This window comes from Rubrivirga halophila (assembly GCF_046845755.1).
In the GTDB taxonomy this organism is placed as follows: domain Bacteria; phylum Bacteroidota; class Rhodothermia; order Rhodothermales; family Rubricoccaceae; genus Rubrivirga.
Genome location: NZ_CP177357.1, coordinates 1,403,483 through 1,420,680, shown reverse-complemented (window position 1 = coordinate 1,420,680; position 17,198 = coordinate 1,403,483). Strand labels below are relative to the sequence as shown.

Sequence of the window (17,198 nt, the reverse complement as noted above, 5' to 3'; positions counted from 1 at the left end):
CGCGATCGCCGGTCGTTGGCCGAGCCAACAGGAGGTGTCTTTCTGACTCCCCTGAAAAGGTTTTCCTGTCCTACCTTGGGCCCTCTCGCACACCCACCACGCCACGCCGCCATGCCCCGACTGCTACTCTCCATTCTCTCCCGCTCCACCGCGCTTCTGGTGGTGGCGGCATCCCTCGTTGCCCCCGCCGCCCTGGCGCAGGACGTGGTCTTCGACTCCTTCGACGACGGCGACGTCTCGGACATCGGGTTCTTCTCCGGCGGTGCCGCCGGGATCGGGATCGGCGTCGGGACGACGGCCGGGGCCGACGGCGCCGACGCGGCCGGCCTCTCGGTCGGGATCAACCCCGGCGACGGCGGCGGGTTCGCCGGGGTCGTCATCCCGGGCCCCGAGGGCGTCACCGACGTCAGCGGCGCCGAGTTCCTCACGTTCTCGTTCCGCCCGACGACGGTCCAGGCCGCCAACCTCCCGCTCAAGCTCGAGATCGCGCTCCAGGAGGACGAGGACGGCGACGGCGCGCACGACCCGGCCACCGAGGACGAGTACAAGGCGTTCTTCGACGTCCCGCTCGGCTCGGACTACGTGACCGTCGAGCTCCCGATCTACGCGTTCGCCGACGTCAACGCCGGCGGGACCGGCGGGTTCGACTACACGAAGCTCCTCCAGATCGTCGCCGTGTTCGGCGGGATCCAGGGCCCCGAGTTCACCTTCGCCATCGACGAGATCACGTTCACCGAGACCAGCACGCGCGGCATCGGCCCGAGCACCGCGTTCGACTCCTTCGACGACGGCGACGTCTCGGACATCGGGTTCTTCTCCGGCGGTGCCGCCGGGATCGGGATCGGCGTCGGGACGACGGCCGGGGCCGACGGCGCCGACGCGGCCGGCCTCTCGGTCGGGATCAACCCCGGCGACGGCGGCGGGTTCGCCGGGGTCGTCATCCCGGGCCCCGAGGGCGTCACCGACGTCAGCGGCGCCGAGTTCCTCACGTTCTCGTTCCGCCCGACGACGGTCCAGGCCGCCAACCTCCCGCTCAAGCTCGAGATCGCGCTCCAGGAGGACGAGGACGGCGACGGCGCGCACGACCCGGCCACCGAGGACGAGTACAAGGCGTTCTTCGACGTCCCGCTCGGCTCGGACTACGTGACCGTCGAGCTCCCGATCTACGCGTTCGCCGACGTCAACGCCGGCGGGACCGGCGGGTTCGACTACACGAAGCTCCTCCAGATCGTCGCCGTGTTCGGCGGGATCCAGGGCCCCGAGTTCACCTTCGCCATCGATGAGATCGGCTTCGCCTCAGAGGCCGTCGTCGCCAACGAGGCGCTGCCCTCGACCTTTGCCGCGGCTCCGGTTGCGTTTCCGAACCCGACCGCCGGGTCGGCCTCGCTGACGTTCGAGCTGGCCTTGACCTCCGACGTGTCGGTCGAGGTCTACGACCTGCTCGGCCGCCGCGTAGCGACGATCGCCCAGGGCGCGCAGACCGCCGGCGCCGTGCGCTTGAGCGTCCCGACGGGCGCGCTGACGCCGGGCGTCTACGTTGTCCGCGTCCGGACCTCGGCCGGCGTGGCCTCCACGCGGCTGACGGTCATTCGCTAGCCGTCCTTCCGAGCCGGCGGCCGGGCGGGGCACCCCGCCCCGGCCGCCCTCGGCGCCGGCACTCTGTCTACCCTGTCATGACGATCCCGGCACCCTGCGATGGATCTCGACGGCTCGACCGTGCTCTCGGCTGGGTGCGGGGGCTCGCCTTCGTCGTCGTGCTGGCGTGGACCGCGTCCGCGTCCGCGCAAGACGCGTGGGTTCCGACCATCGGGCTTGACGGCATCCCAATCGCGGGTGACTCCCTCGCGGCCTCCGTCCCGCCCCCCGTCGACTCGCTGGCGTTCGCGCCGGACGGGCCGGCCGGGGGCACGACGGGGGTCGCGTTGTTGATTCGCGACGCGCCGACCGCGGTGGCCGATACGACAGAGGACGTCCGAAAAGCACCCCTCCCGCTGACCGTCTTCGGGTACTACCGGCTGTTCCTCTACGGCCGCAACATCACGGAGCCGTATCCCAACCTCGCGCCGTTCGAGCGCGCGTACGGCGTCGGCGACGGGTACCGCGAGCCGATGCTGTCGCTGACCGTGCTCGGGCGGCCGAACGGGCGGTCAAGCTTTGGCTCGGAGCTGTTTGTGTACACGCCCTACGAAGGGACCGAGGACGAGAACAACACGATCAACCTGAACCTCGGCGTCAACTTCTACGGGACCTTCCGGACGGACGCCGGCACCTACGGGGTCCGCACAGGCGGCATCCACTGGTACAACCTGAGCCCGTTCACGATCGGCGTGTACCAGGTGCTCGACCGGTTCTCGATCTTCGACCGGACCCCGTGGGAGGGCGTCACCGGGGCCACCAAGTACGACAGCTACTTCGAGACCGGGCAGGCCAACCCCGGCGACGCGCGGTGGAACTACCAGGCCTTCCAGGGCTTGATTCTGGACGGCCGCGAGCTGCCGGGCGGCATCGGCTTCGACGCCTTCGTCGGCAAAACGCAGCCGAACGGCGGCTTGCCGAACGCGCTCACCGACCCGGCCGAGACGGTCGCCCTCGACGGCCAGGCGGGCGACGTGCCGACCTACGACGGGTTCGCGGGCGACAGCCGCGCGCTCCCCAGCTACATCACCGGCGGCCGCCTGCAGCGCGCCTTCGGCGACGACCTCTTGGCCGTCAACTCGATCTATAGCTTCCGCACGCTCGACAGCCTGACCTCGGCCCGGCGCGAGTACCAGGTCCACACGGCATCGTTCGACGTGACGCACTTTGGCGTCAACCTGAGCGGGGAGCTGGGCGCGAGCAAGTTCGAGAGCCCGACGTACGACTCGAAGTGGGGCGAGGCGCTCATGGTCCGCGCCAAAACGACGGCCTCGACGACGCGCCTCCCGCTCGACGTCCAGGTCTACCAGGTCGGCCGGCACTTTTTCAACGAGAACGGTGAGATCGCGACGAGCAACCATCCGCAGATCCAAGCTGACCCGCGGTGCGAGGTCGTCGCCGGGCAGGGCTCGTCGGGCGGGCACCTCACGCAGGTCAACCAGCTTGCGCACAACCGGCGCGGCGTCAACTTGAATACGGCGTGGGAGCGTGGTCCTGCGCGGCTCGCCGTCGGCTGGGGCGTCTCCCACGAGCTCGCGCCAACGACGTCGACGCTGTCGTACATCCACCGCGTCAACGGGCTCGCGGTCTCGCGGATCTACAACCCGTTCCCGGCCGAGGCCACGTGCGCGACGCAGTTCGGCCCGCTCGACCGCCAGTACTCGTTCTTCCGCGGCGTCTTCGAGCGCGTCCCGACGACCGACGTCGACCCGGTCACCGGGCTGGCGACGACGCGCAAGTACTTCCACGCCGTCGACCTCCAGGGCAAGCTCCGCGCCCGCGTGCTTGACCGCCCGGCGTACCTGTTCTACCTCGCCAGCTTCGGCTCGGCGAACCGCTCGCTCCAGGCCGTCCCCCGCGACGACGACACCTACCTGTTCGTCCAGTACCACGAGCTCGACGCCTACGTCGAGCTGTTCGAGGGCTTTCTGCTGACGGGCTACCTCGGCCTGGAGAACGCCCGCGGTGGGCGCTTTACCGAGGTCGACGCGACGAGCGGCCTCCCACGCGACCAGATCGGGACTGGCGTCGGCATCGGGTTCGACTGGACACTCGCCCGGAACACCGGCCTCTTTGTCCGTCACCGGTGGATGGACTTTGAGGACCGGAGCTTCGCCGTCGACACGTATTCGGGCCAGGAGACGACGGTTGAGCTCAAGATTTTTCTCTAACCGCCCACGGCATGCGATCCCTTTTCCGCCCAGGCCTGCTCCTCGTGGTGCTGGCGCTCGGTCCTTCCGCCGCCGCACAGGGCGAGCCCGAGCCGCCCGGCCCGGGCATCCGCTTTAACGGCCTGGGCCGGAGCTACATCCAGCAGACCGACCTGGGCGGCAACGTCATCGACAACGACACGCTGACGGTCGACCGGCTGACCGACGGCAACTTCGTGCTCGACCTCGCCGTGGCCGCCCAGCCGAATGCCGTTACCGAGGTGCAAGGCGTGATCCGGTTGCGGAACGAGTTCGGCGGCTTCTTCGGGGCCGGCTCGACGGTCGAAATCCGCGAGCTCTGGGCGCGCGGCATCATTGCCGACCGCGTCCGCTACCGCCTCGGCGACTACAACTACCGACTGACGCCGTTTACCGTCCACCTCCCCGAGCGCGACGGCACCGTCAACGAGCCCGAGCTGTTCCGGTCGCAGCGCGAGGTCATCGACTACGAGGAGTTCTACACGGGCCTCGACGAGCGCCGCTTCCAGGGTGGCACGGTCGACTTTGGCCTGGCCTTCGACCAGGTTCTCGAGACGCTCGACGCCGAGGTCTTCCTGGCCCGGCTCCGCGCGACAGACTTCCGCACGACGCCAACGCGGCTCATCGGCGGCGGCCGGCTCGCGGCCGCGACGCCCGTGCTGGGCGACGTCGGCAGCCGCGCGACCGTCGGCGTGAACCTCGCCTCGACCTGGGACGACCTCGAGTCAGGCGACGCCACGCGCGGCATCCGCAACCGCGTTTGGACCATCGACGCCGACGTGACCCTGCTCGACCGCGACGGCCTGACTCTCCAGGCGATGGGCGAGGGCGGGTGGTCACACGTCGAGCTGACCGAGCGCGTGCCCGACCCCGACGACGGCCAGCCGGCGCCGGAGGTCGACCCGCTCGTCGAAGACGACGACACCTTTTTCGAGGCCGGGCTCGCGGTGTCCCTGGCCACTTCCGGAATCGGCGTCTCGGCCAGGTTCGTCGACGTCGGCCCCGACTTCTACAGCGCCGCCGCCCAGAGCAAACGCGTCGACTACACGCGGTCGCTGAGGTCGTTCAACCGCGTCGGCAGCAACCGCCAGTTCCGGGCGGTCAGCCTGTTCGACTTGACGCGAGACCAGGGCCTGTACACCTCGCGCGTCGCCAACCAACTAATGGCATACGACCCGCGCTACGGGAACGTGCTGCCCTACGGCCGGGCCACGCCGAACCGCCGGGGCGTCCACCTCGCGAGCACGTACGCGCCCGCCGAGGGCCCTCTCGATGCAGGCCTCGAGATCGCCTTGCTCACCGAAATCCGGGGCCAGGGCACCGACGAGCTCAAAGACTTCGTCCTCATCCGCGGCGAGGCCGACGTGCCGCTGGCATCGCTTGTCGGCAGCTCGCGCCTGCTCGCGGCCACGCTCGGCCTGCAGTACGAGTCCACGTCGCGCGGCGGCGACCCGATCGTCGAGGTCAACCTCACGTCGCTGCTGGTCGAGCTCGGCCTCGCCGTCGAGGTCTACGACCGGCTCGACGTGTTGCTGGGGTCCAAGACCCGCTCGTCGTCTGGACGCGACTTTGTCCCCGTGCTCGCCGACTTCAACGACGTCCGCGACTTTCCCGGCCCGTTCGTCACCGACGACCGCGAGTCGCTGGTCGGCGCGGGGCTGCGGTACCGGTTCAAAGACGACGTGTACCTCACTGTCCAGGTCCAGCAGTTTTCCTATGGCGCCGACGCCTCGCCCGATGACGACTACCGTCTCGGCCAGGTGTTCGCGCTGTACAGCATGACCTTTTAGCCCGCGTGCCAATGCCCTCCCCCCTCTCCCCTCGGCGGATCCGCGCGGCCGGTCTCGTGCTCGCGCTCGGCTTGGTGGCCGCAGGCTGCGACCACGTCACCGACTTTGATGGCCCCAACCTGATCGACCGGTTCGGCGAGTTCACGCTCCTCGACCCCTTGGAGGCCAGCCAGCCGACGGTCGACTTTGCGGCCGGCGACGTCGTCGCGTTCACGGCCACGTTCAACAAACAGGTCGAGTGGGTCCTGGAGCTCACCGGCCAGCGCAGCGGGGCCATCAAGCGGATCGAGGGGTTCTCGACCGAGGTCACAGCCGACAACGCCACGTGGACCGGCGGCACGACCGAGCTCCCCCTCTTCAAAGACGAGCTCGTCGACGTGGCGCTCATCATCCCGAGTGAGGCGGCGGCCGACACGTCGCGCACGACGGTCGAGGTGCTCACACCCAAGTCGTACCCCGGCTCCGTGGTCGCTGCGTTCGAGGGCAACGACCGCATCACGGTCGGCAACTTCGAGTTCGAGTTCGCGCCGAGCTCTGGGATCAGCACCGAAGTGCCGCCAGGCCAGGGCGACGGGTTCTACCTCCTGCGCGGCGTCGACGACGTGGTCCGCAACTTTTTCGTCGGCCTCATCGACATCCGCCCGCCCGGCGTGACGGGGGCCGGCTACTTCGGCGTCCCGACGACGGTGCCCGAGGACCTCTATTTCAACATGTTCCTGTACAGCTTCAACACGCCGCACACGATCATCGTCGTGCAGCTGATCGCGGATGCCAACGGCAACGGAACGTTCCAGGACGGCCAGGACACGGTCTTTCCCTATGGAGACATCGTGCCGGATTGGGAGGGCTGGCGGGCCTTTAGCAAGCCACTCAGCGAGATCGGCCTGACCGCGACGCAGGCCAGCCAGATCGTCGCCGTCCGCGTGCTCCTCATCTCGGACAGCAACAGCCAGCCGACCCCGCAGATCGCCGCGCAGTACGGCATCGACTACATCACATTCACCGCCGGCGGCCCGTTGGAGCTGTAGTCCCCGCTCGCTGAGGCGCAGACGCTGGGGCGCCCCCGTCGGCCCCGGTTCGACTCCGGTTTGATTTCCCGCCCGACCCATGGCCGACCGACTCTACTCCCGCTCCCTCTTCCGCCTCAGCGTGCTGCTGGCCGTGGCCGGTGTCGCGTTGCCGGGGTGCGTCGAGTTCCAACAGGTCTCGCTGTACTCGGGCGTCGAGCAGGCGCCGGTCCCCGAGCGCCCGCGCAAGCTGTCGCTCGCCGTCGAGCCGATGATCTTCGCGGACCAGAATGACGACACGATCTGGTTCGAGGAAGAGATCGGCTGCACCCAGGGCCGTTTGACCGAAGACGTCGTGTACTCGGGCAACCGGGCGGTCGAGGTGACGTGGAGCCGGGACGCCGAGGGGTGCACCTGGGCCGGGCTCGGGTTTGGGTGGGACGGCTGGGCCGGCAAGGACCTGTCCGAGGTGCTGCCGTACGCCGCCGTCCAGATGCGCGTCCGGGCCAAGGAGGGCCGGATGTTCGGCCTGCCAATCGTGCTCACGCTGGAGGACTACTCGGGCGGGATGGGCTTCGCGTACACCGACAACAAGTACTTCGAGCGGACCTTTATCGACGAAGAGTGGCAGACGGTGACGGTCCCCCTCAAGGACTTCGACCTCGACATCGAGAGCCTCGACGCGACGAACGTGAAGCAGCTCATGTTCGAGCTCCAGCAGTCGGGGAGCATCTACGTCGACGACATCGAGCTCATCTACTACGACGCGCCGCCCCAGGAGCCGTGGCTCGTCGAGGCGCCCCGCCCGGACCCGACGGCGCTGCCCATCCAACTCTTCGGCGACGCCTTCATCAACGACAACGGCTGGGGGCTCGTCACCGACGCCTGCCAGTCGATTGCGATCACCGAGGCGGACGCGACCCAGGGCACGTCGGCTCTCCACATTCGGTGGGACCTCGCGCCGGACACGTGCTACGAGGCCGCGATGGGCGTGAGCTGGGACAAGTGGTACCCGGTCGACGCCACCTCGATCGCCTCGACGGCCGCGGTTCGGTTCGACGTCCGGCTCGCGTCGGGCACGGCCTCGCGGCTCCCGATCCGCGTCGCGCTGGAGGACTACGCGCGCCAGACCTCGCAGATCATCTTGGACGGCCGCTTCGTCGCCGGGGGCGGGTTCTCGACCGAGTGGCAGACGGTAACCATCCCGTTCACCGAGCTCCGCGGCGGCGGCCGCGAGCTGGCGGCGGCGCCGGCGACGGTCGGGGACGCCGCGCAGTTCGGCGACGGCGCTGACCTCGGCTCCCTCAAGCAGCTCGTGTTCTACTTCGACGAGAGCGGCGAGGTATTTATCGACAACCTCCGACTCGTTTCTGTCCGCTAGATCCAGCGCGAGCCCACCCATGGTCATCCTGAGCGACAGCGACCGCGACGTGACGGCGCAGCCAAGGATCCAGACGCCCGCGAATCATGCCCTCGACTCCGGTCCTGCCGGCCATCCGGCCTCGCGTTGAGATCCTTCGCTCTGCTCAGGATGACGAGCGTGATCAGGGTTTGCTTCCCACCTCCCCGTTGCTCGACCGCCCCCTCCCTTCCGACGCCATGAGAGTCCTCGCCCTCCCGCTCCTCGTCGCGCTGGTTGCCGTTGGCCCGGCGCGCGCCCAAACTGTGGACCGTGCCGTCGTCGACCGCCCGGGCAGCTCGGGCGTGATCACGAGCGACCTCCGCACCGAGGGCGCGATCCCCGTCGAGCTCCGCCAGGGCGACGACGGGAGCTGGACGATGTACCGCGGCGGCGAGCCGTACTACATCCGCGGCGTCGGCGGCCACACCTACCTCGACCGCGCCGCCGCCTACGGCGCCAACTCGATCCGGACGTGGGGCGCTGGCGACGCTATCGCCGTGCTCGACCGGGCGCACGAGCTCGGGCTCTCGGTCACCTTCGGGCTGTGGGCCGGGACCGAGCGGCAGGGGTTCGACTACAACGATGGCCGTGCCGTCGCCGCACAGCTCGCGCGGTTTACCGAGGTCGTCCGCACGTACAAGGACCACCCCGCGATCCTGATGTGGGGCGTGGGCAACGAGAACGACCTCTTCTACTCCAACTTCAAGGTCTGGGACGCGCTGGGCGACATCGCCGAGATGATCCACCGCGAGGACCCCAACCACCCGGTCATGCACGTGACCGCCGGGCTCGACGTGGCCGAGGTCCAGCTCATCAAGGAGCGCGCGCCGGCCATCGACGTGTACGGCGTCAACACCTACGGCGAGCTCGTCGGCGGGACGCGGCAGTTCCGGGACTGGGGCTACCAGGGCTCGGACGTCGGCGTCAACCTGCGCCGCGCGGGCTGGGACGGTCCGTACGTGATCGCGGAGTGGGGGCCGGACGGCCACTGGGAAGTTCCCAAAACGGCGTGGGGCGTGCCTGTCGAGCAGACCAGCCGCGAAAAGGCCGAGATGTACCGGTTCCGCTACGAGCGCGGGATCGCCGCCGACACGACGCACGCCATCGGCTCGTACGTCTTCCTGTGGGGCGACAAGCAGGAGACCACGCCGACGTGGTACGGCGTCTTCACGCCGGGCGGCTTCGAGACCGAGGTGATGGACGAGCTCCAACACCTGTGGACCGGCACGTGGCCCGACAACCGGGCCCCGCGCCTGGAGACCATCACAGCGAACGGCCAGGACCGCTTCGCGAGCGTCTTCGTCGACGCCCGCGCCGAGATCACGTTCGACGCGACCGTCATCGACCCCGACGGCGACGCGTTGCGCTACGTGTGGGAGCTGCTCCCCGAGAGCACCGACATCCGCGCCGGCGGCGACGCCGAGGCGCGGCCGGACGCCATGCCCTTCCGCCCCCTCCGCCAGGAGGCGGGCACGCTCGCGATCCGCGCCCCGAGCCGAGAGGGCCCGTACCGCATGTTCCTCTACGCCTACGACGGCAACGGGAACGTGGCGACGGCCAACCTCCCGTTCCACGTCGGCCGCCCGGCCCAGTAGCCACCGCTCCCCCATGCCGTCCCTCCTGTCTCGCACCGTCCTGCTCGTGGCCCTCGGGCTCGCCGGCTGCGACAACTCCGTCGACCAGACGATCCCCGACCCGCTCGCGACGCCCGCCGGCTGGGCGCTCGTCTGGGCCGACGAGTTCGACGGCGCCGCGCTCGACGACACCAAGTGGACGTTGCAGCTCGGCGACGGCTGCCCGGACCTCTGCGGCTGGGGCAACAACGAGCTCCAGGTCTACACGCCCGACAACCACACGGTCGGGGACGGCGTTCTGACCATCACCGCGCGCGAGGGGGCGGACGGGACCTACACGTCGACCCGGATGAACACCGAGGGCAAGGGCGACTGGACGTACGGGCGCTACGAGATCCGCGCCAAGCTCCCGACGGGCCAGGGCTTGTGGCCCGCCATCTGGATGTTCTTCAGCGACGACACGTATGGCGGCTGGGCCGCGAGCGGCGAGATCGACATCATGGAAAACATCGGGAGCCGGCCGAGCGAGGTCTTCGGCACGCTCCACTACGGGGGCCCCTTCCCGGACAACGTGTTCTCGGGCGACGAGTTCAGGCTCGCCGCGGGCACCTTCGCCGACGACTTTTTCGTGTTCGCCATCGAGTGGGAGGAGGGTGAGATCCGGTGGTACGTCAACAACGTGCTGTTCCAGACCCAGACCTCCGACGACTGGTTCACGACGGGCAGCGACGACCCGGCTGCTCCGTTCGACCACCCGTTCCACCTTCTGCTAAATGTGGCCGTCGGCGGCAACCTCCCCGGCTCGCCCGACGAGTCGACGGTCTTCCCTCAGACGATGCAGGTCGACTACGTCCGCGTGTACGAGCGGGAGGGCTGAGCCACTGAGGCGGCGTGCCCTGCGACGTCCCTCCCATTACGCCTCGCGGCCCGGCTGGAGGCCGACGTCGATGCGCTCGACCGCGCCCGTCCGGCGGAAGATCTGGTCGCTCACGTCCGCCGGCAGCGCCATCACGTCGACCTCGGTCGTCGCGCCGCCTGCGGCGATTACGCGGAGCGACGGCGTGTCGGATACCCGGTAGACGACGGGGACCTGGCAGTACGTGAACGCGAGGGATCCGGCCGCCAGCTGGATCGTCCGGGCCGCGCCCGACACGTCGACGTAGTCGAACTCGGCGGGGGACGTCAAAAACTCCGAGGCACGTAAGAGGGCCGGTCGGAACGCGATCCGGCCGCCCTCAATGAGCACGCCGAGCTCGCCCCAGCGGCACAGGATGTCCTCCTTGACCTGGCCGGTCATGCCGGGTTGCTTGGCGCCGGCGTGGCCCGGCGTGTGCGAGTACGCGTCGGTCGGGAAGGCCCCGAACTCGGCCGGCGCCTTGGCGACCCCGAGGCCCGCGCGGACGTCGTAGTAGGCGTCGGCCAGCCCGTCGAGGACGGCGTGGTCGGCGTGATGCGCAAGGGCTCGGAAGAACGTCTCCTGGGTGGCAAGCGCCAGCTTCGAGACCATGTGCCAGTAAATGCTGCCGAGCCCCTCGTATCCGAAAAAGGTGCCCGAGCGGCCGGTGTACGAGCGGTGGTCGAACACGCGACCGAACAGCGCCACGACAGCGTCGCCCTCGTCTCGGACAGCGATGGCGTAGGAAACCGGCAGCGCGCCCAGCGCAGCGCGGACGTCGCGGCCATTGCTGAACGTCCCGGCAAAGTGGACGCCGCCCCGCACATCGCGGCGGACGACGGAGGTGTCGCCGGCGTCGAGCAGGGCCGTCAGCAACGGCGACGCCGCCACGTCGCCGGTAGGGACGGTGTTCTTCTCGAGGAAGTTGGGCAGGCGGCGGTCCGGGTACAGGCGGTAGCTGTGCTGGTCGGGCCGGTAGATGGTGCTCGCGCGCAAGGCGCGGAGCACGTCGATCGCTGCCTGGGGCGTGAGCACGCCCGCGTCGAGCGCGGCGACCTGCCCTTCCAACATCGCGTAGAGGTGGCCGACCGCAATCCCGTCGTCGGACGACGCCATCAGGTTGTACGCGTGGTACAGCCCGTCGTCGCGGCGGTTGACGGCGATCGTGTGGTCCGCCATGGCGACGGCCCGATCGATCAGCGCGAGCACCTGCGCGTACGGGACCGCGCGCGTCTCGCCCGACAGGCCGTCGGCGTAGAGCTGCTCGCGGTACTCGGACCCCGCGTGGCCGAGCGCGTCGACGACCGTTTTGCGCTCGGCGTCGCTCAACGACCGGTCGGCCAGGTCCGCGTGCGTCTCGAGCGCGGACCCGACGGCGTCGAGCAGGTCGGCGACCTCGACGGATAGCACCGCGTCCACCTCAGGCGCGTCGTTGAGGACGTCACGGAGCACGTCCAAAAACCGGCGGAGCGCGAACAGCGTCACCATCGAGACGCCGTAGCCGACGAGCGCGTTGTTGGCGTCGTTCCACTCGGGCCGCTGGGTGTTCATCCAGACGCCGCCCTCGGGGACAACGTTGGTCAGCTTTGCGAGCACCGGGATGAGCAGCTTTTCGGCGAGCGTCACGTGCAGCACGTCGCCGTCCGCGTCCCAGACCAGCTTGCCGTCGGCGCCGACCGCTTGGACGCGCGTTTCGATGGTCGCTTCTAGGGCGTCGTCGTAGACGACCGTGTCGTGCGGGTCGCGGAGGAGGTCGGCGTAGGGCTTGATCCGATACGGGACGTTCGCGTAGCTGAACACACGCCGCGACAGCAGCGCCGGGAGCCGGCCCGGGTGGTGCGCGCCCGACATCACGAGCAGCCGGAGCAGGTAGATCAGCTGGTGGTCGCCCCAGTAGCCGATGTACGACCACGGGTCGTCGGGCTCGCTCCGCTCCCAGTCGATGCCCTCCGCCGTGATCCGGTACGGGTTGTAACCGTCGGCTGTCGAGGCGTTGACGAACGTCGCGATAAAGGCCTCGAGGTAGCCGGGGTACGAGCGGCCGAGCGCCTCCCAGTTCTGAAAGATGTCGCGCCAGTTGCCCTCGTAACCGCGCCGGATCTGTCCGTCGTCGTCGCGCAAGTCGATCGAGAAGTGGTTCCAGGGGCGGCTCGGGTCGCCGTGGCGGCGGCTAAAGCTGAGCGGCAGATACGCTGCGCAGAGTCGCTCAAGGTGCGGGCCCTGCTCGCGGGCGCCCTCGCGGAGCGCCTGGACCGTGAGCCGTGGGGGCAACCCGTCGAACCAGTCGGCGTGCGCCGCGGCGACGGGCGCGTTGCGGTGGGCGACGAACGCCCGGACCTCGTCGCGGACGACGCTGTAGCCCTCGTCGAAGACGCCGCCGCGCATGATGTTGTACAGCACGTTCATACGGTGGCGCGCCGTCGTCATGGCCTCGGCCGTCTGCTGCTCGCCGTCGGCGCCGGCGACCAGGCGGCCCAGCCAATCGCTGCCCTCGGCGACGTCGCGAACGACGGCCCCGCGGAGCGCAGCGGGGTCGGCGAGTTGGTCCACGAGCCCGACCACATCCGCCGTGTCCTGCTCGATGTCGAGCACGAGGTCCCAGTCCTTCGAGTCACCTGCCGCGAGGGAGAGCTCCGCCGAGACGAAGTACGCCCCGCGCTCGGCCTTGACGACGTCCTCCGAATCGACCGCGAGCCCCGCGCGGAAGCGATCGAGTTGCCTCGCCGAGAGCAGGATCGCGTCGGGCTCGAGGCCGGCCGACCAGACGGTCGTCGCCTGGAGCGCCTCGCTGGGCTCGGCGCGGTCGACGGGGATGGCGCTCAGCGTCATCAGCCCGAGCGACGTGCCGGGCACGCGCTCGGCCTTTTTGTAGGCATCGGCGAGCACGCTCCGGGTTGCCTGGAGGTCGCGGCTGACGCCGTACGGCATCACGTTCTGAACGCCGTCGAGGACTCGGACCGCGGCCGCCCTGGGCCCGTCGTTGACGACCCGAGTGCGCCGGACGAACCCGAACCGGCGGCTCGTCGACCACGTCACGGTCACCGCCAGCCCGAGGTCGTCGTTGACCTCCTCGAACTGGAGGACGTCGCCGCGAAGCGTTTTCGAGAGCGACCGACGGATGGCGTAGGCGCCGGCGTGGCGGTCCGAAAACGGCTCCCACAGCGCCAGCCCGTCGGGCTGCTCGACGAGGAGCAGCGTCTTCCCGCCAGTCGTGTCGCGCGCGTCGTGGATGCGGTCGACTGTCTCGTACGGGAACAGGGCGCGGTCGGGCGTGCCGCGCCCGGCCGACAGCGGGCCCGTGCTCGACGCGAACAGCCAGTGGTCAGACGCGCTGACGACGGTGACGAAAAAGGGGGCCATCCGATCGACCCCATCGATCCGGTACGCGGGCTGGCCGTCGATCTCGGCGAACGAGCCGGCGGGGTCGGCCCCGGCCGCGTGCAGCGGGGTGTCTCCGACCATGACGGTCGGCGTGCCCTGCTTCACGTTTCTGTGCCTCGTCGCTGTGTCAGGGCTCCGGCTAGTCTCCGACATAGAACGGGATGTTGGCGTGGGCGGCGTGGCCGCGCCCGTCGTAGACGGTTACGAAGAGGCGGTACGCGCCGGCCTCGGCGGGAGCGGTGAGCGACGTCCGGGCCGCGTCGCCGGGCGCCACCAGGTCCGGGAGGGCCTCCGGTTCGGGCTCGTCGTCGCCGCCCTCGCTCAGGACCGTCGCCTCGCGACGGACCTCCCCGACGTACCGGAGCGGGTCACCGTCGGGGTCGGTCGAGCCCACGACGGCTGGGACGACCGCGCCCGGCGCCAGCCGGATGCCGTCCGTGGCGAACCGGCCGTCGAGCGTCATCGCGTCCAATCGCGGCGCCCGGTTGGCGGGCTCGGCCCCAGTCCACAGCGCCTCCATCACGCCGACCGTTTCGGTTTCCTCGCCGGTCGGCAAGAACATGCCGTACCACGTCGGGGTGCGCTCCTGCTTCTGGCCCCACAGGAACACGTACGAGCCCAAGATCTGGGTCGTGTCGGAAGCGATGGCGGTCTGGTAGCGGGCGCGGTAGAGGTCGGCCTTGACCGAGCTGTTGTTCTCGATGGGCGCGTCCCACGCCGTGGTCGGGACCTCCCAGTGGCCCGTCGCACCCCACTCGGTCACCATGTAGGGGCCGGTCCACCCGGCGTCGGCGACCCGTTGCGGGAGGTTCTCGATGTCGGCGTACATCTGAATGCTGAGCAGGTCGAGGTCCGGCGCGCGCGCCGTGATCTCGTCGACCAGCGCCGGGCTGATCCCCGCGAGCATCGTCGTCGTGGGGTGGTGGGGGTCGACCTCGTGGATCATCTCGGAGATCTCGTTGACGGCGTCCCAAACGGCCGGGTTCTCAGCGCCCAGGTTGAGCTCGTTGCCGATCCCCCAGATCAGCAGCGCCGGGTGGTCTTTGTACCGGATCACCTCGGCGCGGACGCGCTCGAGCTGCGCGGCGACGGCCGCCTCGTCGTCGTAGTCGAACCCGAAGACGCCCCGCCCTTCGCCGGCCCGCTCGCGCGCGATCTCCAGACCCATCGTCACCATGAGCCCGTTGGCGTGCGCTTCGTCGAGCACCTCCCGGCCGGTTTGTTGGCCGTTGTCGGTGCGCCACGTCCGGAACGAGTTGGCGCCGTGCGCCGCAAGCGCCGCGATGTCGCCGAACTCTAGCCCCGCGCCCTTGATGTAAAACGGCTTGGCGTCGACGGTCAGCGAGTAGGCGCCGTTGTCGTCGACGACCCGGACCGTCGCGGGCCCATCCGCCTCGAGACGGGGGGTGGCAAGGCCGGCGGGGCCGGAGGCGCACCCGGCGAGGATGGCGAGGGCGCCTAGAGAAGCGCCGATACGAGTGTAGAAGAGTCGGGGCATCAGTCGGGGGCGGGCTGGCGCGAGAAGACGAGCGGTGGCAGGCGAAGCGACGCGGGTGCGCTCAGGGCGCGCTCCCGCTCTAGGCCTCTGGTCTCTTGCTACAGCGGCGGCGCCGCGAGCGTCGCGCCGGGCGTGCGGACCAGCTGGGCCTCGAGCTCTTCGAGCGACTTGCCCTTGGTCTCAGGGACCACCAGCAGGACGAACACGAGGCCGGCCGCGGCGAAGACGCCGTAGATCAGGAAGGTGGCCGAGCTCCCAATCGTGGCGAGCTCCCACGGGAAGACGAGCTGGACGCCGAAGCTCACCGCCGAGTTGATGAGTCCCACGAACGAGATCGCGATCCCGCGAATCCGGTTGGGGAACATCTCGGAAAACAGCACCCACATCACGGGCCCCAGCGAGATGGCAAAGGACGCCACGAAGGCCAGGATCCCGAACAGGATCAGCGTTGGGTTCATCGAGATGGCCTCGGAGATCAGCTGCGACTCGTAGACCGTCGCGGCGTCCGTCCCGATCGCGCCCTGGAGCGCCGTCTTGAAGGCGACGTCGCTGTCGTAGGTCTGGCCGATCATCGCGTCGAGCGCGCCCGGCTGCTCAACGACGACTGCCCCGGCGTCCGGGCCCAGGGTGTACGTCGCCTGCCCGAACCCGTAGGCCAGGACGAACATCGCGACCGTAATCCCGACGAGCCCGATGCCCAGGAGCGGCTTGCGGCCGATCCGGTCGATGAGGGCGATCGCCGCGAGCGTAAACACGACGTTGATCAGCCCCACCAGCACGGCCTGCACGAACGACGCGTCGGTCCCGATGCCCGACTGCTCAAAGATCGTTGGGGCGTAGAAAAAGACCGAGTTGATGCCCGTGATCTGCTGGAGCACACCGACCACGACGCCGATCGTGATGACGAGCCGCATGGCCGGGGTAAACAGGTCGCGGATCGAGCCCTTCGCCGTGTCCTGGGCCTGGACCGTGCTCTGCTGGATCTCGGAGAGCTCCTGGACGGCGGCCACGTTCCCGACGGCCATCTGCATGATGGGCAACGCCTCCTGCTCGCGGCCCTGCATCACCAGCCACCGCGGGCTGTTGGGCACGAAGAACAGGCCGACAAAGTACAGGATGGCCGGCAGCGTCTCGAGGCCGAGCATCCAGCGCCACGTCCACGGCTCGAAGCCGAGCGCGACGGCCCACCCCGCGTCGGACTGGGCAAACTGCAAGATGAGGTAGTTCGTAAAAAAGGCGACGGTGATGCCCAGGACGATGTTGAGCTGGTTGAACGACACCATCTGCCCGCGCATCGCCGGCGGGGCGATCTCGGCGATGTACATCGGCGCGACGATCAGCGAGGCCCCGACCCCGAGCCCGCCGATCATCCGGGCGACCACCAGGACGGCGAACGACGGCGCGAGGGCCGACGCGACCGCCGAGATGGCGTACAGGATCGAGGCGGCCACCAGGATCCGCTTGCGACCGAAGCGGTCGCTGAGTGGGCCCGAGAGCATCATCGCGAGGGTCGCCGTGAGCGTCAGCGAGCTGACCGACCAGCCGAGTTCCAGCTTGCTCAACCCGAACTCGGGCTCGATAAACTTGACGACGCCGGAGATGACCGAGGCGTCGAACCCCATGAGAAAGCCGCCGAGGGCGACGATGAGCGCCGTGCGGACGACATAGAGGCGGTTCGCCATGGGCCGTAGAGTCTAGGGAAAGGGCGGCATACGCCCCGCCGCGAGGCCACCCGAGGGCGCGAGAAGGCGATGACCGACGGTGTCATGAAAAGGCTTTCACGCCCGGCCATGATAGCCGCCGCCCGCGTCCCCCCGCAAGCGGGTC

General features: G+C 69.4%; 10 protein-coding genes. 7 read left to right on the top strand and 3 right to left on the bottom strand.

The window, feature by feature from the left end:
* Positions 1 to 111: 111 nt before the first annotated feature.
* The 7 genes from ACLIRP_RS06060 to ACLIRP_RS06030 all read left to right on the top strand — a co-directional run bounded on the left by ACLIRP_RS06060 (position 112) and on the right by ACLIRP_RS06030 (position 10,474).
* Entirely contained in the window at positions 112 to 1,596 is a 1,485-nt protein-coding gene (locus tag ACLIRP_RS06060) for a T9SS type A sorting domain-containing protein (RefSeq protein ID WP_412063065.1), read from the top strand.
* A 134-nt stretch (positions 1,597 to 1,730) separates the two neighbouring features.
* Positions 1,731 to 3,806 (top strand): hypothetical protein, encoded by a 2,076-nt coding sequence (locus ACLIRP_RS06055; protein ID WP_412063064.1) that lies wholly within the window; start codon positions 1,731 to 1,733, stop codon positions 3,804 to 3,806.
* An 11-nt stretch (positions 3,807 to 3,817) separates the two neighbouring features.
* Positions 3,818 to 5,614, top strand: coding sequence for a hypothetical protein (locus ACLIRP_RS06050; protein WP_412063063.1), 1,797 nt, complete (start codon positions 3,818 to 3,820; stop codon positions 5,612 to 5,614).
* 11 nt (positions 5,615 to 5,625) lie between these two features.
* Positions 5,626 to 6,642 carry a hypothetical protein gene (locus ACLIRP_RS06045; protein WP_412063062.1) on the top strand — a complete coding sequence of 339 codons (1,017 nt, stop codon included), beginning with the start codon at positions 5,626 to 5,628 and terminating at the stop codon, positions 6,640 to 6,642.
* Positions 6,643 to 6,721: 79 nt separating this feature from the next.
* Positions 6,722 to 8,002: a hypothetical protein gene (locus ACLIRP_RS06040; RefSeq protein ID WP_412063061.1), complete on the top strand. Its 1,281-nt coding sequence runs from the start codon at positions 6,722 to 6,724 to the stop codon at positions 8,000 to 8,002.
* A gap of 218 nt (positions 8,003 to 8,220) precedes the next feature.
* On the top strand, positions 8,221 to 9,618 hold the full coding sequence (locus ACLIRP_RS06035) for a glycoside hydrolase family 2 TIM barrel-domain containing protein (protein WP_412063060.1): 1,398 nt from the start codon (positions 8,221 to 8,223) through the stop codon (positions 9,616 to 9,618).
* 13 nt (positions 9,619 to 9,631) lie between these two features.
* Entirely contained in the window at positions 9,632 to 10,474 is an 843-nt protein-coding gene (locus ACLIRP_RS06030) for a family 16 glycosylhydrolase (protein WP_412063059.1), read from the top strand.
* 36 nt (positions 10,475 to 10,510) lie between these two features.
* Here ACLIRP_RS06030 and ACLIRP_RS06025 read toward each other — a convergent pair whose 3' ends face one another.
* The 3 genes from ACLIRP_RS06025 to ACLIRP_RS06015 form a co-directional block, all read right to left on the bottom strand.
* Complete coding sequence (locus ACLIRP_RS06025) at positions 10,511 to 13,978, bottom strand: hypothetical protein (RefSeq protein ID WP_412063058.1); 3,468 nt, start codon at positions 13,976 to 13,978, stop codon at positions 10,511 to 10,513.
* Between the two features lie 34 nt (positions 13,979 to 14,012).
* Positions 14,013 to 15,371, bottom strand: coding sequence for a glycoside hydrolase family 2 TIM barrel-domain containing protein (locus ACLIRP_RS06020; protein WP_412063057.1), 1,359 nt, complete (start codon positions 15,369 to 15,371; stop codon positions 14,013 to 14,015).
* 98 nt (positions 15,372 to 15,469) lie between these two features.
* The gene (locus ACLIRP_RS06015) at positions 15,470 to 17,053 is read right to left on the bottom strand and encodes a sugar porter family MFS transporter (RefSeq protein WP_412063056.1); all 1,584 of its coding nucleotides are present in this window, start codon (positions 17,051 to 17,053) and stop codon (positions 15,470 to 15,472) included.
* Positions 17,054 to 17,198: the final 145 nt, after the last annotated feature.

Bases quoted from the DNA above. Each gene is read 5' to 3' on its own strand.
- ACLIRP_RS06040 (WP_412063061.1), top strand. From the start codon at position 6,722: ATGGCCGACCGACTCTACTCCCGCTCCCTCTTCCGCCTCAGCGTGCTG.
- ACLIRP_RS06020 (WP_412063057.1), bottom strand. From the start codon at position 15,371: ATGCCCCGACTCTTCTACACTCGTATCGGCGCTTCTCTAGGCGCCCTC.
- ACLIRP_RS06030 (WP_412063059.1), top strand. From the start codon at position 9,632: ATGCCGTCCCTCCTGTCTCGCACCGTCCTGCTCGTGGCCCTCGGGCTC.
- ACLIRP_RS06015 (WP_412063056.1), bottom strand. From the start codon at position 17,053: ATGGCGAACCGCCTCTATGTCGTCCGCACGGCGCTCATCGTCGCCCTC.
- ACLIRP_RS06035 (WP_412063060.1), top strand. From the start codon at position 8,221: ATGAGAGTCCTCGCCCTCCCGCTCCTCGTCGCGCTGGTTGCCGTTGGC.
- ACLIRP_RS06045 (WP_412063062.1), top strand. From the start codon at position 5,626: ATGCCCTCCCCCCTCTCCCCTCGGCGGATCCGCGCGGCCGGTCTCGTG.
- ACLIRP_RS06060 (WP_412063065.1), top strand. From the start codon at position 112: ATGCCCCGACTGCTACTCTCCATTCTCTCCCGCTCCACCGCGCTTCTG.
- ACLIRP_RS06050 (WP_412063063.1), top strand. From the start codon at position 3,818: ATGCGATCCCTTTTCCGCCCAGGCCTGCTCCTCGTGGTGCTGGCGCTC.